Source organism: Nocardia sp. CA-120079, from assembly GCF_050955745.1.
Taxonomy (GTDB): domain Bacteria; phylum Actinomycetota; class Actinomycetes; order Mycobacteriales; family Mycobacteriaceae; genus Nocardia.
Genome location: NZ_CP192088.1, coordinates 1,901,060 through 1,924,935, shown reverse-complemented (window position 1 = coordinate 1,924,935; position 23,876 = coordinate 1,901,060). Strand labels below are relative to the sequence as shown.

23 protein-coding genes are annotated in these 23,876 nt (G+C 65.8%); 19 read left to right on the top strand and 4 right to left on the bottom strand.

Annotated features, from left to right (window positions below):
- Nucleotides 1-36 precede the first annotated feature (36 nt).
- From ACQPYR_RS08870 to mtnC, 8 genes are all read left to right on the top strand, one after another.
- On the top strand, nt 37-822 hold the full coding sequence (locus ACQPYR_RS08870) for an alpha/beta fold hydrolase (RefSeq protein ID WP_433629812.1): 786 nt from the start codon (nt 37-39) through the stop codon (nt 820-822).
- Nucleotides 823-826: 4 nt separating this feature from the next.
- The gene (locus ACQPYR_RS08865) at nt 827-1,123 is read left to right on the top strand and encodes an MGMT family protein (RefSeq protein ID WP_433629810.1); all 297 of its coding nucleotides are present in this window, start codon (nt 827-829) and stop codon (nt 1,121-1,123) included.
- A gap of 39 nt (nt 1,124-1,162) precedes the next feature.
- Complete coding sequence (locus tag ACQPYR_RS08860) at nt 1,163-1,903, top strand: VOC family protein (protein ID WP_433629807.1); 741 nt, start codon at nt 1,163-1,165, stop codon at nt 1,901-1,903.
- A gap of 96 nt (nt 1,904-1,999) precedes the next feature.
- Nucleotides 2,000-3,784, top strand: coding sequence for an NTP transferase domain-containing protein (locus ACQPYR_RS08855; RefSeq protein ID WP_433629804.1), 1,785 nt, complete (start codon nt 2,000-2,002; stop codon nt 3,782-3,784).
- 93 nt (nt 3,785-3,877) lie between these two features.
- Nucleotides 3,878-4,066 (top strand): hypothetical protein, encoded by a 189-nt coding sequence (locus tag ACQPYR_RS08850; RefSeq protein WP_157124294.1) that lies wholly within the window; start codon nt 3,878-3,880, stop codon nt 4,064-4,066.
- Between the two features lie 607 nt (nt 4,067-4,673).
- Complete coding sequence (gene mtnA, locus ACQPYR_RS08845) at nt 4,674-6,368, top strand: S-methyl-5-thioribose-1-phosphate isomerase (RefSeq protein WP_433629801.1); 1,695 nt, start codon at nt 4,674-4,676, stop codon at nt 6,366-6,368.
- A 4-nt stretch (nt 6,369-6,372) separates the two neighbouring features.
- Nucleotides 6,373-6,948 (top strand): 1,2-dihydroxy-3-keto-5-methylthiopentene dioxygenase, encoded by a 576-nt coding sequence (locus ACQPYR_RS08840; protein WP_433629798.1) that lies wholly within the window; start codon nt 6,373-6,375, stop codon nt 6,946-6,948.
- The gene (mtnC, locus tag ACQPYR_RS08835; protein ID WP_433629795.1) at nt 6,945-7,628 is read left to right on the top strand and encodes an acireductone synthase; all 684 of its coding nucleotides are present in this window, start codon (nt 6,945-6,947) and stop codon (nt 7,626-7,628) included. The genes ACQPYR_RS08840 and mtnC overlap by 4 nt, the downstream gene beginning before the upstream one ends.
- 15 nt (nt 7,629-7,643) lie before the next feature.
- On the opposite strand, the gene ACQPYR_RS08830 is transcribed toward mtnC, so the two are convergent.
- Together ACQPYR_RS08830 and ACQPYR_RS08825 are read right to left on the bottom strand one after the other, a co-directional pair.
- Nucleotides 7,644-8,078: a hypothetical protein gene (locus ACQPYR_RS08830; protein ID WP_433629792.1), complete on the bottom strand. Its 435-nt coding sequence runs from the start codon at nt 8,076-8,078 to the stop codon at nt 7,644-7,646.
- Between the two features lie 99 nt (nt 8,079-8,177).
- The gene (locus tag ACQPYR_RS08825; RefSeq protein WP_433629789.1) at nt 8,178-8,981 is read right to left on the bottom strand and encodes a helix-turn-helix transcriptional regulator; all 804 of its coding nucleotides are present in this window, start codon (nt 8,979-8,981) and stop codon (nt 8,178-8,180) included.
- 752 nt (nt 8,982-9,733) lie between these two features.
- On the opposite strand from ACQPYR_RS08825, the gene ACQPYR_RS08820 reads away from it, so the two are divergent.
- The 6 genes from ACQPYR_RS08820 to ACQPYR_RS08795 all read left to right on the top strand — a co-directional run bounded on the left by ACQPYR_RS08820 (nt 9,734) and on the right by ACQPYR_RS08795 (nt 18,303).
- Nucleotides 9,734-13,513 (top strand): nitrate reductase subunit alpha, encoded by a 3,780-nt coding sequence (locus tag ACQPYR_RS08820; RefSeq protein WP_433629786.1) that lies wholly within the window; start codon nt 9,734-9,736, stop codon nt 13,511-13,513.
- Between the two features lie 62 nt (nt 13,514-13,575).
- Complete coding sequence (gene narH, locus ACQPYR_RS08815) at nt 13,576-15,294, top strand: nitrate reductase subunit beta (protein WP_433629784.1); 1,719 nt, start codon at nt 13,576-13,578, stop codon at nt 15,292-15,294.
- A 25-nt stretch (nt 15,295-15,319) separates the two neighbouring features.
- Nucleotides 15,320-16,000 carry a nitrate reductase molybdenum cofactor assembly chaperone gene (gene narJ / locus ACQPYR_RS08810; protein WP_433635069.1) on the top strand — a complete coding sequence of 227 codons (681 nt, stop codon included), beginning with the start codon at nt 15,320-15,322 and terminating at the stop codon, nt 15,998-16,000.
- A complete protein-coding gene (narI, locus tag ACQPYR_RS08805; protein ID WP_433629781.1) occupies nt 15,997-16,737 on the top strand; it encodes a respiratory nitrate reductase subunit gamma in 741 nt (246 codons plus the stop codon). Before narJ ends, narI begins: the two co-directional genes overlap by 4 nt.
- Nucleotides 16,738-16,954: 217 nt before the next feature.
- Nucleotides 16,955-17,929, top strand: a complete 975-nt coding sequence (locus tag ACQPYR_RS08800) for an alpha/beta hydrolase (protein ID WP_433635068.1) — start codon at nt 16,955-16,957, stop codon at nt 17,927-17,929.
- Nucleotides 17,930-17,964: 35 nt separating this feature from the next.
- Entirely contained in the window at nt 17,965-18,303 is a 339-nt protein-coding gene (locus ACQPYR_RS08795) for a TfoX/Sxy family protein (RefSeq protein WP_433629779.1), read from the top strand.
- A gap of 4 nt (nt 18,304-18,307) precedes the next feature.
- Here the strand turns inward: ACQPYR_RS08795 and ACQPYR_RS08790 are convergent, their stop codons facing one another.
- A complete protein-coding gene (locus ACQPYR_RS08790) occupies nt 18,308-20,008 on the bottom strand; it encodes a metallophosphoesterase (protein ID WP_433629776.1) in 1,701 nt (566 codons plus the stop codon).
- Nucleotides 20,009-20,194: 186 nt separating this feature from the next.
- Here ACQPYR_RS08790 and ACQPYR_RS08785 point away from each other — a divergent pair, with 186 nt between their 5' ends.
- The 5 genes from ACQPYR_RS08785 (at nt 20,195) to ACQPYR_RS08765 (ending at nt 22,792) form a co-directional block, all read left to right on the top strand.
- On the top strand, nt 20,195-20,641 hold the full coding sequence (locus ACQPYR_RS08785) for a cupin domain-containing protein (RefSeq protein ID WP_063041205.1): 447 nt from the start codon (nt 20,195-20,197) through the stop codon (nt 20,639-20,641).
- 298 nt (nt 20,642-20,939) lie between these two features.
- Nucleotides 20,940-21,368, top strand: coding sequence for an ester cyclase (locus tag ACQPYR_RS08780; RefSeq protein WP_433629773.1), 429 nt, complete (start codon nt 20,940-20,942; stop codon nt 21,366-21,368).
- Nucleotides 21,369-21,446: 78 nt separating this feature from the next.
- Complete coding sequence (locus ACQPYR_RS08775) at nt 21,447-21,866, top strand: pyridoxamine 5'-phosphate oxidase family protein (RefSeq protein WP_433629770.1); 420 nt, start codon at nt 21,447-21,449, stop codon at nt 21,864-21,866.
- A 106-nt stretch (nt 21,867-21,972) separates the two neighbouring features.
- Nucleotides 21,973-22,425, top strand: coding sequence for a VOC family protein (locus ACQPYR_RS08770; protein ID WP_433629767.1), 453 nt, complete (start codon nt 21,973-21,975; stop codon nt 22,423-22,425).
- A gap of 103 nt (nt 22,426-22,528) precedes the next feature.
- Entirely contained in the window at nt 22,529-22,792 is a 264-nt protein-coding gene (locus tag ACQPYR_RS08765) for a type II toxin-antitoxin system Phd/YefM family antitoxin (RefSeq protein ID WP_433629764.1), read from the top strand.
- Between the two features lie 71 nt (nt 22,793-22,863).
- Here the strand turns inward: ACQPYR_RS08765 and ACQPYR_RS08760 are convergent, their stop codons facing one another.
- Nucleotides 22,864-23,775: an NAD-dependent epimerase/dehydratase family protein gene (locus tag ACQPYR_RS08760; RefSeq protein ID WP_433629761.1), complete on the bottom strand. Its 912-nt coding sequence runs from the start codon at nt 23,773-23,775 to the stop codon at nt 22,864-22,866.
- Nucleotides 23,776-23,876 lie beyond the last annotated feature (101 nt).

Here is a 23,876-nt window from a genome sequence, read left to right as displayed (position 1 = left end):
CGCCTGGATCTGCGACGGATCCCCAGATGCGTCAATATGAGACCTGTGTCGCCTCTCCATGTGTATCGATTCGGCCCCGCCGACGGGCCGAAGGTCCTGGCCCTGCACGGTGTCACCGGCCATGGCAAACGCTGGGAGGAACTGGCCACCCGACATCTGCCCGAGGTCCGGCTCATCGCCCCCGACCTGCGCGGACACGGTCGCTCGACCTCGTTGCCGCCGTGGAACTTCGAGACCATCGTCGAGGATCTGGTCGAATTGCTCACCGCGGAAAGCGACGAACCGGTGGTCATCGTCGCGCACTCCTTCGGCGGTGCGTGTGCACTGCACCTGGTGCATCGGCATCCGCACCTGGTGCGCAAGCTGATCCTGCTCGATTCGGCGATCGCGCTGGACCCCGAGCGCCTGATGGATATCGCGCTGTCCAGCCTGGCCTCACCGGACTACGACACCGTCGAGCACGCCCGCCAGGACAAAATCGCGACCGGCTGGGGCGAGGTGGAGCCGCGCCTGCTCGATGCCGAACTCACCGAACATCTGATGCCCACCGCCGACGGCCGGGTCGGCTGGCGAATCAGTCTGCCCGCCGTCAACTCCTACTGGGGTCAGCTGGCCCGGCACTACGTGCTGCCGCCCGTCGACCTGCCGACGATCCTGGTGCAGGCCATGAAGGTGGTGCCGCCCTTCGTCACCCCGGAGTTCCGGACCGCCCTCACCGCGCACCTGGGCGCGAATCTCACCGTGCTCGAATGGGACTGCGACCATATGGTCGCCCAGGCCCGGCCGGCCGAGACCGCGGCGCTGATCCGATCGGTGCTGTAGTCGGATGGCCACCACCGATGCCGAGGTCGAGCGGGTACGCGCGCTGGTCGCGACCGTGCCCGCGGGCCGCGTCGTCACCTACGGCGATATCGCCGCGGCGGCCGGATTGTCCACCCCGCGCACGGTCGGCTGGATCATGCGCACCGACTCCGCCGATCTGCCATGGCATCGGGTGATCGGCGCGGGCGGCAAGCCCGCCGCGCATCTGGCCGATCGTCAATTGCGCCTACTGGCCGCCGAGGGCGTACCGGTCCGCGACGGCCGAGTCGACCTGCGCGCCGCGCGTTTTCCGCTGCCGTAAACGGCCACGCCGCCGTCGATCGGCGGTTAACGTTGAAGCATGTCCACCCGCCTGGCGTGTGTCGTCTTCGATGCCGACCGGCCCCGGTTCGTCGCGGATTTCTGGGCCGAGTTGCTCGGCTGGGCGGTGACGATCGATCGTTGCGACCAGGTCGATGTGGCGGCGCCCGATCCGGACGGCCACGATCTGGCCCTGACCTTCCGGCCCGAGGCGCGCGCCAAGGACTGTAAGAACCGGATGCATCTGGATCTGGCCAGTCGCTCGCTCGATCATCAGCGGGCGCAGGTGGACCGCGCACTGGCGCTGGGCGCCCGGCCCGTCGATATCGGCCAGGGCACGGTGCCGTGGGTGGTGCTCGCCGATCCGGAGGGCAACGAGTTCTGCGTGCTGGAGCCGCGCGAGGAGTACGTGGATACCGGAGCGGTCGCCGCCATCGTGATCGATACGCACGATCCGGCGCGGCTGGCCGAGTTCTGGTCCACCGCCTCCGGCTGGCCGATCGCCTACGGCGGCACGCGGGTGGCCGGGCTGCGCTCGGCGACGGGGCTCGGAGCATGGCTGGAGTTCGTCCAGACGCCGGATGTGCAGGGCGGCCGCAATCGACTGCGTCTGGACCTGGTGTCCTTTCCCGCCGACGATCCGGCCGCCGAGGTGGCTCGACTGCGCGCGGCGGGCGCAACCCAGGTCGATGCCGACGGCACGCCCGGGGTGGTCCTCGCCGATCCGGAGACGAACGAGTTCTGCCTGCACCGACCGGCGCCGGACTATTCGACGCTCTAGGCCTGCGACCACTGGAACCAGACCGCCCTCCCCGGATCTGTACAGCCGACGAATTAGCATGTCGGCCATGCCCTCTCTCGCGCCAGGCGCTGACCGGTGACCACCGCCGACGCGATCGTGCTCGCGGGCGGACGCGCCAGCCGCATGGGGGGCGTCGATAAGCCCGCCGTCATCATCGGTGGTCGATCCATGCTCGATGCGGCGTTGGCCGCGGTGGCGCCGTGTGCGCGGACCGTGGTGGTCGGACCGCATCGGCCCGAATTGGACGTGCGGATCGCGCAGGTGCGCGAGGTGCCGCCGGGTTCGGGTCCGGTCGCCGCGGTTGGAGCCGGATTGCGCGCGCTCGGCCCGACCGCCGCGCCACTGGTGGTGGTGCTCGCGGCGGATCTGCCGTTCCTGTCGCAGACGACGGTGACCGAGCTGATCCGGCGCGGCACCGAATCCGGGGCGGACGCGGTCTTCGCAGCCGATGAATCCGGTCGGCCGCAGTATCTGATCGGAGTGTGGCGACGGACGGCGCTGGCGCAGGCGCTGGCGCGGCTGGATTCGCTGATCAATCAGCCGATGAAGGCGCTGATACCGGCCGATACGATCACCGTCGCCATGCCCGGTATCGCCGATTGCGATACCGAGGAGCAGGTGCGAAGCGCCAGGATGGCCTGGGACGCCGGTACCGTCGGTGCGCCTCGTCCCGCACCGGCGGCCGCGGTTCCCACAACGCCGCTGCCACTCGACGAGGCACGGGATGTCCTGCGTACCAACATCTCTCGACTCACCGAGTACCGGGCCGAACTGGCTTCCGTGCGCGGTGCGACCCTCGCCGCGCCGCTGACGGCCGTCGGAGCACTGCCGCGCTTCGATGTCTCCGCCATGGACGGATACGCGGTCGCCGGTGACGGACCATGGCGTCTGCGGCGCGATATCGGGTTCGCGGGCGGCCGGCGGCCGGTCGGGCTGTTACCCGGTGAGGCGGTGCGGATCGCTACCGGTGCACATGTGCCGGACGGCACCACGCGGGTGCTCCGTGACGAATACGCGCGGATCGAAAACGATGAAATGCTTTACCAGCACGAGGATTCCCCGCTGCGCAACGATATTCGCCGTCGCGGCGAGGACCGGGCACCGGGCGATCTCGTCGCGCCCGAGGGCACACCGGTCACGGCCGGGCTGATCTCCGCCGCGGCCAGTGTGGAAGTGACCGAGGCGATGGTGCGTGGCCCGGTGCGGGCCCGGATCATCATGACCGGTGACGAGATCCGCAGCACCGGCCCGCTGCAGACCGGTCAGACCCGCGACTCGATCGGACCGATTCTGCCGGATGTGCTTTCCTGGTATGGAATTCGCGCGATCGACCGGGTACACCTGCGCGATACCCCGCGCGGCTTCGACGAGGTGCTCGGCGCGGCGGACGATTGCGATCTGCTGGTCATCGTCGGCGCGACCGGTGGCGGCGCGGCGGATCAACTGCGTGGGGCGATCGCGCGTGCCGAAGCTCGAATCCTGGTGCACCGATTGAAATTGCGCCCGGGCGGCTCCACTGTGGTCGCCGAATTATCGAGCGGTACAACCGTTCTCGGCCTACCAGGAAACCCATTCGCGGCCGTGGCGATACTTATGGCGCTGTCCCCCGCGGTCGTCGAGGGCCGAACCGGCAGCCATCCGCTGCGACCGCTGATCGGGCCACTGCGCAATGCGAGCGCGATCTCCGGACCCGCTACCCGCATCGTCCCGGCTCGGCTCGCCCCATACGGCGGTTGGCTCGGCGATCCGCAGATCCGTACCACCCATCTGGGCGGCCTCGTCGACCGTGACGGCCTGGTCATCGTCCCCGCCGAGGCCACCGACGACGACCTCGTCGAATTCCTCCCGCTCCCGGCGTAAATAATCGATGTTCTTCTTCCACTGATGATGTCCGCTCGCTATTGTGGGGTGGTTAGGCGAATCCAACATCACTTCGGAAAGGACCGAGTGGAGATGGCTGAAAAGTCGAAGAAGGCGCCTAAGAAAATGCCCAAGCAGATGGAACGGCAGCAGCAACAGCAGCGCCAGGACCAGGGCATGAACCGATCCGGATCGATGAGCGATCGCGACCGTGACGAGCAGCGGCGGGAGCCGAGCTCGGAACGGCGAGGCGCTGAGCAGCGCCGACCCGGACAGCACTGATCTGAAACGGGCCGCCGGTTCTCTACGTGAGCCGGCGGCCCGCTTGTGCGCAGCCCGGTTCGCTACGCCCCGTCTCCGGGTTCGCCAGCCGTTGGGAAACTATTCACGGCAATACATTCCAGCCGATCATTCATAAAAGCTTGACGCGCCCTTTCGAACGGGTCACACATGGTTCGAATTACACCGCCGATGGCCACGCCCGGCGAGTTATCTTTTGCCGCAGAAAATTCTGCGTGCGCATAGAAGCGAGTCGAACAGCGACTCCCGTGCACAAGCGATCATTTCGACTCGTCCGTTGCCGAACTGCTTCCAGGAGGTTGCGTGTGTGTAGTCGGCCCGGGGGGCGAATACCTCGGCGACGGGTCCGGTTTCGACGACGGCACCCTCACGTGGGACCACGACGCGGTCGGCGACCTGGTGGACCACCGCGCGGTCGTGGCTGATGCGCCAGGTGCCACAGCAGAGGATCGAGGCGGTCGAACGCGAGGCGGAGTTCGTCGCGGAATGAGCCGGTTGCACATGCGGTGCGGATTTCCGGCGGCACCGCCCGTCCGATACCGTTGACCAGGGACAACACCCCGCTCTGCCCGACCGAAGGATGCACCTGATGAACGACAGTTCCCTGATCTGGGACGACGGTGCGCTGGTCACCATCGACCAGCGCGAACTGCCGCACGAGGTGCGCGAGCTGCGGCTCAGCACGGTCGACCAGGTGATCGACGCCATCAAGACCCTGGCCATCCGCGGTGCGCCCGCGATCGGCATCGCCGGTGCGTTCGGCGTGGTCATCGCCACCGCCGCGCACACCACCGACGGTCTCATGGATGTGGCGGGGGCCGAGGCCGATGCCCAGCGGATCGCGGATGCCCGGCCCACCGCGGTCAATCTGGCCTGGGCGGTGCGGCGGGTGCTGACCAAGGTGCCGCTCGGCGCGGATGCGGTACTCGCCGAAACCCTGGCCATGCTGGCCGAGGACGGCCGGGTAAACCGGACCGCCGCGACCCATGCCGCCGATCTGGTGCAGCGGCTCTGCCCGGACCGGCCGCTGCGAGTGCTCACGCATTGCAATACCGGGCGGCTGGCGACCAGCGCCTTCGGCACCGCGATCGGGGCGATGCGGGTGCTGTCGGAGCGCGGCGCGATCGAGAATGTCCTGGTCGACGAGACCCGGCCGCTATTGCAGGGCGCCCGGCTGACGGCCTGGGAACTGGCCGAGGCGGGCATACCCCATCGGCTCACCATCGATTCCGCCGCCGCGTGGGCGATGGCGACCGGTCAGGTGGACTGTGTGCTGGTCGGCGCGGACCGGGTGACCGCCAATGGCGATGTCGCGAACAAGATCGGCACCTATGGCCTCGCCATCGCAGCCCACCACCACGGCATTCCGTTCATCGTGGTGGCGCCGGAGTCGACGCGTGATCCGAAGATGGCGACCGGTGCGGATATCGTCGTCGAACAGCGGGCCACCGCCGAGGTGACCGGATTCGGCGGTGTCACAACGGCTCCCGTCGATACCGAGGCTTTCAATCCGGCCTTCGATGTGACGCCCGCGGAGTTGGTGACGGCGGTGGTCACCGAACTGGGTGTCGTGTACGGCGCGAATGCCGAAGGTGCGGCCATCGCCGATATCGCACGCGAGATGTACGGACGCGGTTGGATGCCGGGCACGGCGGGCAATATCTCGGTGCGCACCGGCGCTACCGCGGTGATCACCGGCAGCGGTTTGTCCAAGGGCGAACTGACCGACGCGGATATGGTGACCGTCCGCATCGCCGACTCCGCGCCGACACCGGATCAGCGACGAAAGCCTTCGGCGGAGACCACAATTCACACGGCGGTGTACCGAACCACCAGTGCCACAGCCGTTGTCCACATCCATCCGCCCTACGCGACGGCCGCCGCGACCCGCTCCGGGTCCCCCGACGCATTGACCATCCTGCGGATCACCGACTACGAACTCATCAAAGGTCTGGTGGCCGAGCAGCCGGACGGCACCTATCCGGCCGTCCTCGAACTACCGGTCTTCCCGAACTGGCCCGACGTCGCGCGCATCGGCGCGGATATCGAGGCCTATCTGCTCGAAAATCCTACCGCCGCACCGGTATTGGCCATCGCGGGACACGGGATCACGACATGGGGAGACAATCTTTCCCAGGCACGCGACCGCGCCGAATGCCTCGAAGCCCTGTGTGAGCTGGTGTCCCGCACCGGCCGTCGGCAGGCCTTCACCGCTAGCGATTGCTTGCAGGTCGCTCGAAACGATCAGCGCGCAATCCGAACGAGATCCTCGAGATTGGACTGACATCATGACGCTGTTGCAGGTTATGGCCGCCGACGATGCCGACAAGGTACTGCTGCGCACCACCGACGATGCGGTGATCGGCGCCGAATTGGCAGCCCGCGGTATAACTTTCGACCGCTGGCCGGTGCTGGACAGCGCCACCGAGACCGCCTCGGACGAACTGCTCGCCGAATACGACGACCGCGTGGCCGAACTCAATGCCTCCGGGCGCTACAAGCATATCGATATCGCCCGCATCCACCCCGACGACACGAATCCGGAGTGGCCGCGGATCGCCGAGGGCGCGCGCGAGAAGTTCCTGAACGAGCATCGGCACGCCGAGGACGAGGTGCGGTTCTTCGCGGCCGGCCGCGGCTGCTTCTACCTGCATCTGGGTGACGAGGTCGTGGCGGCGGTATGCGAAGGCGGGGACCTGCTTTCGGTCCCCGCGGGGACCCTGCACTGGTTCGATATGGGCACCCGCCCCGACTTCATCGCCATCCGCTTCTTCGAAGAGGCAGACGGGTGGGTCGGCGATTTCACCGGTGACCCCATCAGTGCGGGTTTCCCGACCCTCGATCAGCTGCTGACGGCCCCGTGATCGCCACCGTAGTAATCGATATCGAGGGCACGACCAGCCCGACAAGTTCGGTACGCGAGGATCTCTACGGCTACACCCGCGCCCGCCTGCCCGAATGGCTGGCCGAAAACCGCACGGCCGCGGCCGCTCCCATTATCGTGGCCACCCGCGAACTCGCCGACCGCCCCGATGCCGACACCGACGAGATCGCCGCGATCCTGCGCGACTGGCTCGGCTCCGATGTGAAGGCCGAACCGCTCAAGGCGGCACAGGGCATCATCTGCGCCGAGGGCTTCCGCAACGGCGCACTACACGGGGAGTTCTTCCCGGACGTCGCGCCCGCCCTCGCCGCCTGGCACGCCGCCGGTCTGCGGCTCTATGTCTATTCCTCGGGATCGGTACGCAACCAACAGGATTGGTTCACCTTCGCCCGCGGCGGCGAGCTGACCGCACTGATCAGCGGCTACTTCGACCTGTCCAGCGCGGGCCCGAAACGCGAACCCGCCTCCTATGAAAAGATCGCGAGCGCCATCGGCACCCCCGCCGATCGCATCCTGTTCTTGTCCGACCATCCCGACGAACTCGATGCCGCCGTCACCGCGGGCTGGTCGGTGACCGGTGTCCACCGTCCTGGTGAACCGAATCCCCCACGTCCCCCGCATCACTGGATCTCCTCGTTCGCGGAACTGAGCCTGCCCTGAGCCACCGCGCGAGCATCAGGCACCGGAGATGCCGATCGACGGGCGGACCGCGCCAAGGCGGCCGGGCTCAACGGTCGCGAAGATGCGCCGCGCGTGTACCGCCGCCGGATTGATGGACCAGGGGGCCAGGGCGGTGGTGAACATGAGTTCACACCAGGACAGCGCGGGCACATCACCCGCGGCCAGGGTTGCGATAAGCGACATTTCGCTGTCCCGGCCCGACCAAGCGGCGAGTAGCCAGGCGGCGTCGAGGCGGCCGAGGAATTCCTCGGCGTCCTCGGGTGCGCCGTGCGGGGTGTCAACGGCCAAATGGACCACAGCGGCGATAGCGTGGCGCATTTTGGCATCCAATCCGACGGCGTCGTGCAGCAGCAGCGCTTCCAGTGCGGAACGCAACTCGACGCCGGGATCGACGGCCGTTTGGGCGGTGCCACGAGCATTGTGGATCATGAAATGCCTCCCGTTTTCGATTTTCCGATGACCGGATCAAATACGTTCGGTGTGGCGCTGTCCCGACAATTGTGACATCCGTAGCACCCCAGGAGGTAACTACACCGGTCGGTGGCTGGCACATAGGCTCCGGATGCCGAGGAAGAATTGAATTCTACCCGGATGGTTGCCCGAATCCACGCGGAACAGTTGGGCATCGAGTCGATAACACGCCCCGGAGCCGAGATCGCGCACATGCATGGGTCGATCCCGGCCGTAGGTGGTACCGCCCGCCGCCCACATTCTTCGAAATTCCGGATACGCGCCGAGTTCGTCGAGGAATTCGGTGGACCAGGCGGTATCGCCGGACTGACCGATCAGTCCGCGCAGCCAGTCGACGGTGAGCGCGGCCTCGCGCTCCCATTCGACCATGACCTGCTTGGACAGCTCGTTGCCGAAGAACCAGCGCAGCACATTCACGTCGTCGACCAGACCGGGAAATGCGGCGGCGTAGGAGTCATTACAGGACAGGACATTCCACCGGGTATCGACATAGCCCGCCGCATTCGGCTCGTGCAGGCGCAGTCCGTCACGCATATCCGTGCCGATCTCATCGCGCAGTTCGAGCACCGAGGGAAATCTGTCCACACCCAGTCCGGCCAGATCGAAAAACAGTCGGCGTTCGGCATCGGTGAGCGGCGCGATCCGATCCAGATATCCGAAGAGCGCATTCACCACCGTTCTGGTGGGATGTTCCCGATCGCCGCCCTCGAGGTGGGTGATATAGCTGGCGCTCACACCCGCGGCGAATGCCAGTTTTTCGCGCGAAATACGTCGATCGTCGCGCAGTCTGCGCAACTCACCCCCGAACGTGGGCGGGCGCACCGGAGCCCCGTCACGGCCATCGGTCGACCTGCTTGGCACAGCAATCCACTCCTATGAAGCTGTAGGTGTATCGAAAAGTCGGGTAGTTCTGCACAAGGCGAGCCGATCCGATATTAAACGAAGGGTTTGCTCTAATTTCCGACCAACGCCCGCGTGTCGGGGCCGCCACGCGGACATCTGGTCCGCGTGCGAATGTACTTGAGCAGCAATAATATTCATGCCGAGCGGCCGGTAGCACACCTCGCCGCGGCGACCGCCTTCCCGGGGCGGCAGGTCCGGATCGCCGGACGCTTCGCCGCGTTCACCCCCGTAACGAGTTCACGGCGGGTCGAAACGACAACGCATCGAATGCCCCGCGCACCCCGGCGCCGCGGCCGGATCCGCCAGCACCTCAACTGTCGGCAAACCGATAGCGAATGGATCGACGACACGCAGAACGGCTCCACACGGGGCGGTTCGACCACCGCGCGTGGGTGCGGAATCGACCTTCCGACCCCTCGCCGGACGTGTTAACAAATGTAAACCGCCTGAGAACCGGCGGTTTCCAAAGCATCACCGGCTAGCCCCCGAAACATCATCCGCGAGCCGTATTTCGGCCGGTCAGAGCGGATCCGCCCTGGTCACATCGATGTCTTCGGCATTTCGCGGCAATCGCGCGGTGACCGCCACGTTGCGTCGACCTCACAGCTCACGATCGCGGCGTGCGGGCTGTGAGAGATTCGTTTGGACGTGCGTCGCGGCCTCCTTACAGTCGGTGCAACAGCCCGGTTTCACAGCTCGAAGGGGGCGTCGTGGTTAATTCGCGCACTCAGGCTTCCGCGTCCTCCGATTCGGCCGATCGGCAATCTACCGACGCAAGTGACGCACTGCTGCGTCTCGGCAAATATTTCCACCGAGGCGAGGTCTCGGCGGATCAGCGCAGCCTGCATCAGGTGGGCGGGCGCAGTGCCGACGAGTTCTATCGGGATCGCTGGTCGCACGACAAGGTCGTGCGCTCCACGCACGGGGTCAACTGCACCGGGTCCTGCTCCTGGAAGATCTACGTCAAGGACGGCGTGATCACCTGGGAATCGCAGCAGACGGACTACCCGTCGGTCGGCGCGGACAAGCCCGAATACGAACCGCGTGGCTGCCCGCGCGGCGCGTCCTTCTCCTGGTACACCTATTCCCCCGCGCGCGTGCGCTATCCGTATGTGCGCGGTGTCCTGCTCGAGCTGTATCGCGAGGCGAAGGAGCGGCTCAAGGATCCGGTGCTGGCCTGGGAATCCATTGTGGAGGATCCGGAAAAGGCCAAGCGCTACAAGTCTTCTCGCGGCAAGGGCGGATTCGTCCGCGCGGAATGGTGGGAGGCCGCCGAAATCGCCGCCGCCGCACACGTGCACACGATCAAGAAGTACGGGCCCGACCGGGTGGCCGGGTTCTCCCCCATTCCGGCCATGTCGATGGTCAGCCATGCCGTGGGCGCACGGTTCATTTCGATGCTCGGCGGCTCGATGCTGTCGTTCTACGACTGGTACGCCGACCTGCCGGTTGCCTCCCCGCAGGTGTTCGGCGATCAGACCGATGTGCCGGAATCGGCCGACTGGTTCGATGCGGGTTACCTCATCATGTGGGGTTCGAATGTCCCGGTGACCCGGACCCCGGACGCGCACTACATGACCGAGGCGCGCTACCGCGGTCAGAAGGTCGTCGTGGTCTCACCCGACTACGCGGACAACACCAAGTTCGCCGATGAATGGGTGCCCGCGCGACCGGGAACCGATGCGGCCCTTGCCATGTCGATGGGCCATGTAATCCTCAGGGAATTCTTCGTCGAGCGCAGCACGCCGCGATTCCTCGACTACGTCAAGCGCTACACCGACCTGCCGTTCCTGGTGTGCCTCGACGATCCGGAGGGCTGGGACGCCGATGGCGACTACCACCACGACGGTGCGCTGCCCGGCAAATTCCTCACCGCCGCCGATCTCGGCCACACCGACGAGACCGCCGAACACAAGATGGTGCTGCTCGATGCCGAGGGCAATCCGGTGGTGCCCAACGGTTCGCTCGGACATCGCTTCACCGCGGGTGATGCGGGCAAGTGGAATCTGGATCTCGAGGGCGTCGATCCGCTGCTGACCCTGCACGACCGCGCCGACCAGCACCCGGTCGCGGTGCAGCTGCCGCGTTTCGATACCGATACCGCGGGCGTGCTGGTGCGCGGCGTGCCGACGATCACCGTCGCGGGCAAGCGGGTCACCACGGTGTTCGACCTGCTGCTGGCGCAGTACGGCGTGCGCCGTGACGGGCTGCCCGGCATGTGGCCGACCGGCTACGACGATGCCGCGCAGCCCTACACCCCGGCCTGGCAGGAAGCCATTACCGGCGTACCCGCCGCACAGGCGCAGCGTATCGCCCGCGAATTCGCCGATAACGCCGATAAATCCGGCGGCCGCTCGATGATCCTCATGGGTGCGGGCACCAACCACTGGTTCCACTCCGACCAGATCTACCGTTCCTTCTTCACGCTGACTCTGCTCACCGGATGTCAGGGCGTGAACGGCGGCGGCTGGGCGCATTACGTCGGCCAGGAGAAGTGCCGTCCGGTAACCGGTTGGTCCACCCTGGCTTTCGGCCTGGACTGGCAGCGACCGCCGCGTCAGATGCAGGGCACGGTGTTCTGGTACCTCAGCAATGACCAGTGGCGCTACGACCCGTTCACCGCCCAGTCCTTCGCTTCCCCGCTGGGCACCGGGAAATTCGCGGGCCGCACCGCCGCGGACAATATCGCGCTGGCCAGTCGTCTCGGCTGGATGCCGAGTTACCCGACGTTCGACCGCAATCCGCTGGATCTGGTGGACGAGGCCGAGGCCGCCGGCAAGACCGCGCCCGAACACGTAGTGGACGGGCTGAAATCCGGTGACCTGCGCTTCGCCTGCGAAGATCCCGATGCGCCGGAGAACTTTCCGCGCTGCCTGACCGTGTGGCGGGCGAATCTGCTCGGCTCCTCCGGTAAGGGCAACGAGTACTTCCACAAGCACCTGCTCGGCGCGGATTCCAATCTGCAGACCACCGATGCCGAGGGGGTGCGGCCGCAGGAGTTGGTCTGGCGTGCGGAGGCACCGAGCGGGAAGCTGGATCTGCTGCTCTCGCTGGACTTCCGGATGACCAGCACGACGCTGTTCTCCGATATCGTGCTGCCCGCCGCCACCTGGTACGAGAAGCACGATCTGTCCTCTACCGATATGCACCCGTTCGTGCACGCCTTCTCCCCCGCCATCTCCCCGCCGTGGGAGGCCAAGACGGACTTCGAGGCATTCCACCGGATCGCGCGTGGATTCTCCTGGATGGCCGAGAAGCATCTGGGCAAGCGCAAAGATATCGTCGCGGTACCGCTGCAGCACGATTCGCCGGATGCGCTGGCGCAGGCCGGTGGGCGCGTACTGGACTGGAAAGCCGGTGAGTGCGAACCGATTCCGGGTAAGACCATGCCGAAGCTGGTCGTGGTCGAGCGGGACTACCCGAAGCTCGCGGAGAAGATGGCCGCGCTCGGACCGCTGATCGATACTCTCGGCGTCACCACCAAGGGCGTCACCACGCATCCGGACGAAGAGGTGGCCTACCTCGCCGGCGTGAACGGCACCGTGGTTTCCGGTGTGGCCCAGGGACGTCCGTCGCTGGCCAAGGACACCCACGCGGCCGAGGCGATCCTCGCCCTGTCCGGCACCACCAACGGCAGGCTCGCGGTCGAGGGCTTCCATGCACTGGAGCGGCGTACCGGCACCGAGCTGGCCGATCTCGCCGCCGAGCACGAGGGCAAGCGAATCACCTTCGCCGATACCCAATCCCGACCGGTGCCGGTGATCACTTCGCCGGAGTGGTCGGGCAGCGAGACCGGCGGACGGCGGTATTCGCCGTTCACCATCAATACCGAACGACTCAAGCCATGGCACACCCTGACCGGGCGCCAGCACTTCTACCTCGATCACGACTGGATGGCCGAACTCGGCGAGCAGCTGCCGGTATTCCGGCCGCCGCTCGATATGAGCGCGCTGTTCAGCGAGCCAGGGGTGGGGTCCGTCGGTGACAACGGCGTCACCGTTCGGTACCTGACCCCGCATTCCAAGTGGTCCATCCACTCGGCCTACCAGGACAACCTGCACATGCTGACGCTCTCGCGCGGCGGGCAGTCGATCTGGATGTCGGATCGGGACGCCGCGAAAATCGGTGTGTCGGACAATGATTGGATCGAGGCGGTGAACCGCAACGGTGTGGTTGTCGCGCGAGCCATCGTCAGCCACCGGATGCCAGAGGGCACGGTGTTCATGTACCACGCCCAGGACCGGGCGGTGGATGTGCCGCGCATCGAGGGAGCGCCGGGCGGATTCGATTGGAGCGCACCGGATAAGCAGCCCGGCAAGGGTAAGCGCGGCGGCATTCACAACGCGCTGACCCGCATCATGATCAAGCCATCGCATCTCATCGGCGGTTATGCGCAGCAGTCCTTCGCGCTGAATTACCACGGCCCCACCGGAAATCAGCGCGACGAGGTCACGACCATTCGCCGTCGCTCGCAGGAAGTGGAGTACTGACATGACCCGACGAGGTCACGACGCTCCGCTCGATGGTCGCTCGCAGGAAGTGGAGTACTGACATGCGTGTTATGGCACAGATGGCCATGGTGATGAACCTGGACAAGTGCATCGGGTGTCACACCTGCAGCGTCACCTGCAAGCAGGCGTGGACAAACCGCGGCGGCACCGAGTACATGTGGTTCAACAATGTGGAAACCCGTCCTGGACAGGGTTATCCGCGCCAGTACCAGGACCAGGAGAAGTGGAAGGGTGGCTGGACGCTCAATAAGCGCGGCAAGCTGACCCTCAAATCCGGTTCGCGCCTGAAGCGGCTGCTCAATATCTTCGCCAATCCGGATCTGCCCACGGTTTCGGACTATTACGAGCCGTGGAGCTACGACTACGACAATCTGCTGTCCGCGCCCGCCATGGACACCAGTCCGGTGGCGCGGCCGAAATCGCTGATCACCGGCCAGGATACGAAGATCACCTGGGGCGCCAACTGGGATGACGACCTGGGCTCCGGGCCGGAGCAGGTGGGCAAGGACCCGCTGCTGGCCAAGCTGTCGGATCAGGTGAAGCTGGAGTTCGAACAGACCTTCATGTTCTACCTGCCGCGGATCTGCGAGCACTGCCTCAATCCGTCGTGTGTGGCCTCGTGCCCGTCGGGTGCGATCTACAAGCGGTCCGAGGACGGCATTGTGCTCGTCGACCAGGACAAATGCCGTGGCTGGCGACAGTGCGTAAGCGGTTGCCCGTACAAGAAGATCTACTTCAACCACAAGACGGGCAAGGCGGAGAAGTGCACGTTCTGCTACCCACGCGTGGAAGTCGGTATTCCGACAGTCTGTTCGGAGACCTGCGTCGGGCGGCTGCGCTACATCGGCGTCATGCTGTACGACGCGGATGCAGTGGCGGCGGCGGCCTCGGTCACCGAAACCAAGGATCTGTACCCTTCACAGCTCGGAGTATTCCTCAATCCGCATGATCCGCGGGTGATCGCGGAGGCCGAGCGGGCCGGGATCTCGCCGGAGTGGATCGAGGCCGCGCAGAATTCGCCGGTCTACAAATTGATCGTCGATTACCAGATCGCGTTGCCGCTGCATCCGGAATACCGCACCATGCCGATGGTTTGGTACGTGCCGCCGCTGTCGCCGGTGGTGGATGTCCTCGCCGAGACCGGACACGATGCCGAGGACGCGTCGAATCTGTTCGGCGCCATCGACGCACTGCGCATTCCGGTCGAGTACCTGGCCGAGCTTTTCACCGCCGGTGAGATCGGGCCGGTGCGGGCGTCGCTGCAGCGGCTGGCGGCCATGCGGTCGTTCATGCGCTCGGTGAATCTCGGTATGGAGCCGGATCCGTCGATCGCACCGTCGGTGCGGTTGGAGCCGGAGGAGATCGAGGCGATGTACCGGCTGCTGGCGATCGCGAAATACGAACACCGGTATGTGATTCCGCACGGCGCGACTACGCAGGCGCACGAACTGGATTCGCTGGCGACCGGATGCAGCTTGGATACCGACGGCGGACCGGGTATGACGGCATTCGACACGATGGTGGAGAAGTTCCATCTGACCGATACCAATGGCGCCGCGCCGGAGGAGAAGTCGAATCGGATCAATTTGCTGAACTGGGATGGGCGCAACACCGACGGACTGCTGCCGACCGCGCGCAATGGCAATGGGGCCGATGGGCACGGTTCGAACGGGACCAACGGTTCGGTGAAAAACGGTGCGGCCGCGAATGGCTCGACCAACGGTTCCGTCGCGCCGACGCCGACCGGAGCGACCAAATGAATCCGCTGACGCCCGGAGGCGCATGATGGCACTGCTGAAGGTGCGCCGTAGGCCCGAGCCCGTCGCTCAGTTGTCCGAGCGCGATTGCCGCCTGGTGTGGCGGATCGCCGCGCTGCTGCTCGACTATCCGAGCGAGCAGATGTTGGCGACCGTCGACCAGATCGATGATGCCGCAACGCAATTGCCGGACGTGGTCGGCGCGCCGCTGCTGGAATTCATCCACCATCTGCGCGCCACCCCGCCGATCACGCTGGCACAGCAGTACGTCGAAACCTTCGATATGCGCCGCCGTTCCAGCATGCACCTGACGTTCTACGCCTACGGTGACACCCGCAAACGCGGTATGGCGCTGTTGCGGTTCAAGCACGCCTACCGGCACGCCGGTGTCGAACTCGGTGACGAGGAATTGCCCGACCACCTGCCGGTGCTGCTGGAATTCGCCGCGACCGTCGACCCGATCGGCGGTGAGCGTCTGCTCGGCGAACACGTTCCAGTGATCGAACTGCTGCGGCTTTCGCTGGTAGACAACGACTCCCCGTACGCCGGAGTGCTGGCGGCCATCGTCGCCACCTTGCCGCCGCTGACCACCGCCGACCGGCGACGCATAGCCGAACTCGCCGCCCAGGGACCGCCCGAGGAAGAGGTCGGTCTCGACCCCTTCGCCATGGACCCATCGCTATTCGACGGATCGGAAGCCCGCCGATGACCACCGCCTTCTGGACGACGCTGCCCTATGTGGCCTTCACCTCGTTCGTGCTCGGCCACCTGTGGCGCTATCGCAACGACCAATTCGGTTGGACCACACGGTCTTCCCAGATCTACGAGAGCCGCCTGCTGCGGCTGGGCAGCCCGCTGTTCCACTTCGGCATGCTCGGAGTCATCGGCGGGCACGTGCTCGGCGTGCTGATCCCGGAGTCCTGGACCGACGCCGTCGGCATCTCCGAGCACACCTACCACGTGGTCGCGGTCGCGGCGGGTTCGGTCGCCGGACTCGCGGTGATCCTCGGCGTCGGCATCCTGCTCTACCGCCGCATCACCGTCCCCGCCGTCCGCAAGGCCACCACGCGCAATGACCAGCTCATGTATGTGCTGCTGGCCGCCGCGCTGATCACCGGTCTGCTCAATACCTGGGGCAGCAATCTGCTGTGGGGCACCTACAACTATCGCGAGACCGTATCGCCGTGGTTCCGTAGCCTTTTCACGGTCCATCCCGAGCCCGAACTCATGGTCGGCACTCCGTGGACCTTCCAGTTGCACGGTCTCGTCGTGCTGACACTCATCGCCATCTGGCCCTACACCCGGCTGGTCCACATGTTCAGTGCGCCTGTCGGCTACCTGACCCGGCCGTACATCGTGTACCGCGCAAAGGAATCCAACGCCGCGGACAAGCGTCGCTACGCGCGCGCCTGGGATGCTCCCGTCACGCCCGAAACCTGGCGCTGACCCCCGAGTTCGGGTCCTCTCACCCGATGCCCCGCAGCCCCGTCCGCCCTGATCAGGAGGGCGGGGCTGTGTGCTTTCCCGGCAAACACGCTTGTCGAATCCCGAAGACACGCCCACGGCCGTGATAAACATTCGACCCATGTACCGGCTCGTGCCCACACCTCGCTGGCGCTCGGCTCCGGCACGCCCGATGGGCGCTGTGCCGATGGTTCGCTCGCTGCGCTCCCTCACGCGCTGCCTGGTTTTCCTCCTCGCGGTCTACGCCGCGACCATTCCCGTAACCGCCGGAGCCGATCCCGGCTCCCAGATCCTCGATGTCCGGCCGCTCGGCGGGCGACAGTTCGAGGTCGTGGTCCATTCGGCGGCGATGAATCGGCCCATCACACTGTGGATGTCGCATCCCGGTACAGGTGCGCCCGCGCTCTATCTGCTCAATGCGATCGACGGCGGCGAGGACGGCGGTCCGTGGACGCGCCGTACGGATGTCGCGGATTTCTTCGCGGACAAGAACGTCAATGTGATCGTGCCGATGAGTGGGCGCGCGAGTTACTACACCGATTGGCTCGACGACGATCCGGTCCTGGGCCGCAACAAGTGGACGACGTTTCTGACCAAGGAGCTGCCGCCGCTGCTGGAAACGCGTTTCGGTATGACGGGGCGCAATGCCGTTGCGGGCCTGTCGATGTCGGCGACCTCGGCACTGAATCTGGCCATCGGCGCACCCGGCCGCTATCAGGCTGTGGGTGCCTACAGTGGCTGCCCGCGCACCAGTGACCCCGCCGCCATCGCCTATCTGCATTCCCAGCTCGCGGTCTTCGGCGCGAATGCGGGCAACATGTGGGGCGCCCCGGACAATCCGGCCTGGGCCGAGCACGATCCGATGCTGCACGTGGACCGACTGCGTGGCTTGGCGCTCTACGTCTCGTCGGGCAATGGCGCTCCGGGAGTGCACGAAACCCTCGGCGATGTCGGCATCGATGGCAATCCGGTCCGGCTGCTCGACCGCATGCTGGTCGGCGGTGTCATGGAGACCGTCATCGATGGCTGCACCGGCCCCTTCGTGGACCGGCTGGCCGAGGCAGGCATACCCGCCACCGTGAATCTCCGTCCGGCGGGTACGCATGCCTGGTCGTACTGGCAGGACGACCTCCACCAGTCCTGGCCGCTGTTCGCCGCCGCGCTGGGCGCATAGCCGACACTTGTCGGTGCCCTGGTCGACAATGCGGTATGGCCTATGACAAAGTGCTCGCCGATCGAATCCGGGAGCTCATCGACCCGACACCCGAGGTGAGCGAAAAGAAGATGTTCGGCGGTCTCGCCTTCCTGATCAACGGCAATATGGCGGTGGCAGCGAGCCGGACGGGCGGTCTACTCGTCCGCGTCGACCCGCAGGAGAGCACCACCCTGCTCGCCCGCGAATACGTCGGCACAATGGTGATGGGCGGTCGCGAAATGAACAACTGGCTGCGGGTCGACGGCGCGGCCGTCGCCGATGACGAAGCGCTCGATGAATGGGTCGACCGCGGCGTCAGCTATGCGCGTTCGCTGCCGCCGAAGGAGAAATAGCGGTTCAGTGGACCAGGCGGCGGAAGGTGAGTTTGTCGAATTCCCGACCGTATTCGTCCACCGCGACCACATCCATTTCGCTGGCGAAAATGCCGGGGCGGACGTCGACGCGCAGGAACGAGTAGTTGCGGAACCGCACTCGCGACCAGGAAGCCGCTTCGTCTTGTTTGCCGCCGGACGCGGTCCACACATAGCTGTTCGGGACTGTCGTGTCCGGTAATTCGTGGCCGCGGAACGTTTCCTGCGAACCGGGCTGAAAGTCGTAGCGCGGTCGGCCACCACCGCCGACGGTGTAGTAGACCGTGCCGTCCGTATCCGGGTAGACGATCGAATTGTCCGCGGCGATCCTGGTCGCGGCGCCGGCGCGGATCGGGTCCGTGCGTTCGTAGACGTGATTGTGGCCCTGCAGCACCAGATCCACCTGATACCGGTCGAACAATCCGGCCCACGCATCGCGCACGCCGCCGTCGCTGGCATGGGCATCGGTGGTCGAGTACGCGCAATGGTGGAAGAAGCACACCAGGAAGTCGATGTTCGGGTCCGCGCGGTAGGCGGCGAGAGTGCGCTCCACCCAACTCGTCTGCGCCCCACCGGAATACCCGGTATTGGCCTTGATCTCATAGCTGACGTCATTAGCGTCGAGCGAGAGCACCGCGACATTGCCGTAGGTGAACGAGTACGCCGACGGGCAGCCCGCGGGGCCGTTGCCGGGGAAGTCCAGCCGCGCCAGATGTCCGCCGTAGCCGTGCTGGCCGTAGGTCGCTTCCATATCGTGGTTGCCGGTGGCGAACATCCACGGTGCCTCGGCGGCACTGCGTTCGATGGCCCCGAAGTAGACATCCCAGACGTAGGGGTTGTACTTGTCGAAACCGGATTCGAGCTTCGCGCCGTTGGCGACGAATTCGTTCGGCTTGCCCCCGCCGGACGGGTCGGCATAGGCGATATCACCGGCGAGAATATGGAAATCCGGTTTGGCGGCGGCGATTTGGCGCAGCACATTGCTCGCGTGCGGTGCGTTCGGATCGTTATCGGCCTTGTAGTACTTGTCGTCGTAGTCGCCGGACACGGTGCCCTGCGGCAGCGCCGGCGTCTCGTCGGTGCCCTGATCGCCCATCATGGTGAACCGGAACGGCAGGATCGCGCTACGCGCACTCGGCATCGCGGGTGCCGCGGCACGGATATCGCCGGTGAAGCCGTCGGAGGTGCGCCAGCGATAGAAGTGCGGCACGCGTCCGGGTAGGCCGTCGACGGGGGCGTGCACGTAGAACTGTTCGGCCGCGAGGACACCGCCATCTGCGGAAGGAACCTGGGTCAGCAGATTGCGCACCTCGGCCTCGATGGTGCCGCCGAGCGCCGGCGTCGGGCCGTGGTCCAGGAAGACCTTGGTACCGGCCGGCGGCCGGGAGAGCTGACCGGCGAACCGGAGCTGACTCGTCGCATCCGCTCCATATCCGACACGTCGACCGCCGACCGCGAGCTGCGCGTCCTCGGCGTAGGCGCGCCTGCCGAACGGCGAGGTGCCGACGGCCGCGACCGCGGCGGCCGCCGCGGTACCGCGCAATACATTGCGGCGCGAGACCGCGTGCCGGCGTAGGTAGTTCCGATGCCACTCATGCTGCTCGTCCATGGTCATATGGGCGGCGTTGGCAGCGGGAATTCCGGTATCCGGAAGATCGCCAGCGGGGTTCATCGGATTCGACGGCACGGCACCGATGCTCTACGGCCCCAGCGCATCACGCAACTCGACACCGCTTCCCACGCACGAACAATTCATGAACTCTCGGGCCCTCACGAAACTTGGCTACGCAATTCGCCCAAAAGGAACGAATGCCCCAGAGACAGTGGTGATCTCACTCTTTTTCGACGGCGTTTTCGGGACTAGGCTGCGGCGATGACGTCATTTACGCGTGCGGCGGCCGTGGCGGTCGTCCTGGGCGGTTCCGTATTCGGCGCCGCGACCGCACATGCGACGCCCGGTACCGATATCACCGCGGTCACCCTCGCCCAGGCGCAGATCCCCGCGGGCCTGCTGCCGTTCGTCGCGGGCACCGACCTCGTCGTCCGCGAAATCACCATTGCGCCAGGAGGTTCCACCGGCTGGCACTATCACTACGGTCCGGTCTTCGGCTTCGTTCGCTCGGGCACGCTCACCCATCCTGGCCCCGACTGCGTGGCTCCGGTCTTCCACACCGGCGATTTCATCTACGAACCCGAGGGCGCCTGGAACGTGCACATCGGTCGCAATCTCGGCCCCGATCCGCTCGTCCTCGACGTCGTCTACGCGCCGCCCACCGGTAAGCCGCTCTTCGAAGACGCCGACGCCCCCGACTGCGCGTAGCCGGTTCGACATTCGCTGCCCCTGCCCGGCAGGCAGTCGCTCCCCGTCAACGCACGCTCATGCCGGTTTCGGGTGGCGACACATGGACCTGCACTTTGCTCGACACGTGCACATTGCCGATGGAGAATTCGAGGGTCTGCCTCTTTCACCGAATTGGTTTTCCGTAGGGAACTCGGGCGAAGCGCCGATCGTGCAGCGCTGACACGATCGTCGCCGCTCTGCTGCGACCTCTAGTACTCGACTCTCGAGCAAACTGTCTCATACCTGCCGGCCGGGCAATCGAGGAGGAAGGTTGATCATGTCGATCGAAGCCAACAAGGCCCTGATCCGCCGGTTCTATCACGAGATCGATGCGGGAAACATCGATGCCATGGATGAACTCGTAGCCGAGGAATACCTGGACCATTCGCCCCCTCCGTTCCCCGGCATCGGTCCGGGCCGGGAGGGGCTGAAGCATGCGTTCCGCATGTTCTGGGATGCCACCCCGGGGCGGCACGAAATCGAGGATCAGGTCGCCGAGGGCGACCGGGTCGTCACCCGAATCACCGCCTACGGTCGCCACACCGGGGACCTACCGGGGATTCCGGCGACCGGCCACGAGTTGAAGATGACCGGCACCACGATCCATCGGATCGAGGCCGGCAAGATCGCCGAGAAGTGGTCCGACAAGGACGTGCTCGGGCTGCTGCAGCAGTTGGCAGTGCTACCGCCCGTGGCAGGACCGTGATCCGATCGGTCGAGCCCGCAAACTCGACGCGCCAGCACAAGGTAGACTCGAACATAAGTTCGAATCGAGGGGTTCTGGATGCGGGCGTTACGTCGAGCCGAGATTGCCGGGTTGCTGGCCAGCGATATCGTCGCGCATCTGGCCACCATCGACGCGGCCGGATATCCACATGTCACGCCGATGTGGTTTCTGTGGGATCAGCAGGCTTTTCGGCTGACAAGCTGGGCCGGGCGGCCGCATTTACGGCGGATTCTGGCGAATCCGCGGGTCGGGTTGGTAATCGATCGGGAAGTGGTGGGCTCGCGGGACGGCGGACAGCGACCGAATCGGCAGGTGCGGGTGATCGGGGATGCCGAACTGACCATCGATGCGGATGGTGCGTGGACCCAGCGCATCTGGGAGAAGTACGGCAGCGGCCCGGTGCTGGGTGAGGTGGAGCGCTCGCGGGTACTGATCACGATCACTCCAGACCGCTTCATTGCCGTCGCGAGCGTCTGACGTGCACGAAAAATTTCTTCAGAAAATTCGCGGAGATACGTCGAAGACGTCGGGGCAGCTCCGACCGAAGGGTGACAGCAGGTCATAACCAACCCAAGGAGCCACCATGTCGGTCAACACTTTCCTCTGGTTCGACAACGACGCCGAGGAAGCCGCCACCCGTTACACCGCGCTGATCCCCAACTCTCGCATCGTGGATGTCAATCGCCACCCCGACGGCTCGGCGTTCATCGTCTCGATCGAACTCGACGGTCACCCGTACACGCTGATGAACGGTGGTCCCGGACATCCGTTCACGGATGCCGCGTCGATCCAGGTGATCGTGGATACCCAGGCCGAGGTCGATCGCCTGTGGGACGCGCTGATCGATGGCGGTGCGCCCGGGCCGTGCGGCTGGCTCACCGACCGCTACGGCTTGTCCTGGCAGGTCGTCCCCGCAACCCTGCTCACCCTCATGGACGGTGCGAACCCCACCAAGACCGCCGCCACCGCCGCGACGCTGCAGTCCATGTCCAAGCTCGATATCAAGGTTCTGCAGGACGCGTACGACAACGCCTGAGACCGGGCACCGTGTCTGATAGCCGGGCGCCCAACACACAGGGTGCCCGGCTACGGCAAGACACGCACAATAATTTGTACGACTACCGTGTGAGGTGCGAGCGATGACCAAAGCGCTACCCATATCGACCGTGCGCAAGAACCTGTTCGGACTGGTGCGGCAGGTCAACGACGACCACGACACGGTGACCGTCGTGTCCAAGAGCGGCGAAAATGCCGTACTCATGGCCGAAAGCGATTACAACTCGCTCATGGAAACGCTATACGTTCTGCGCACCCACGGCGGCGTGAAGTTGCTCCAGTCCGCCGAGGATGCCCGCGCGGGACGCACTGAGGCACACGCGCTCATCGACCCCGGCCAGGGCTGAGCCTATGGCCGACCGGAAACTCATTCGACGCGCTCCGGAATGCCGCCGCCGACCGCCGTCGTAAGGCCCGATCAGGATGCCGAAACCACCTCCGCGAAGACATCGTCGAGGTTGCTTGCGGTGACGCCGAAGGTCTCCCGGGTGGTGGTGTCGTCGACGGTGAACTCGCGATGCGACATGTGGTAGGTCTCGAACAATTCGGCCCAGAACGGGTCGGTGTGGCCGAGCAGGGCCAGTTCGCGGTCCGTCATCACCTCGAGCCGAGGCTTCGGCGCATCCACTGTTACGGCGAAGCGCTCGGCGGCCGCACGCAGGGTGCTGGTAACGGTCGGAGCGAGCCAGGCACGCCCCCAAGCGTTTTCGCTGCGCGCGACCGCCACTAGCGCGGCGGCCACGTCACCGATCGCGGTGTAGGAGTGCGGCAGATCCAGCTCCTGCGGTACCAGAGCAAGTTGGCCCGCAACAACTTTCGGCTGCACCAGCAGCGAGAACAGCGATACCGCACCGCGGCCGAGGAATTGGCCTGCCCTGACCTCGGTGACCCGCACCCGGCCCGCATCGTGCGCCGCCTTGGCATCGAGCCACATCTGCGCGCGCACCTGCCCCTTGGGTCCGGTGGCCGCCAGCGGTGTGTCGTCGGTGACCACACCGTCCACCGGGCCGTAGCCGTACAGATTGCCGAGCATCACGTAGTTCGCACCGGACTGCTCCGCGGCCGACAGTATCGCGCTGAACAATGGCGGTACCGCCTCCGGCCAGGTGTGATAGGCGGGCATCGCGGTATTGAATACGGTGTCCGCGTTCCTGACGAGATCGGTGAGCGCAGTCGCGTCCACGGCATCGGTGGCGATCAGCTCGACATCGGGATGCCGCGGGCCGGTCCCGCTGCGGCTGATCATCCGCACCTGGTCGCCGGATTCGGCCAATCGGACCGCGGTTGCCGAGGCGGTGGCGCCCCGGCCGATGATGACATGCGAAGGCATGCGACTTCCCTTCTGAGACAAGATGATTCACGCGAACGAGGCAATTTGCCGATCGCGTGCGGTCAACATTGCCCGGTGCGGGAGCGCTAGACTAGTGGCCG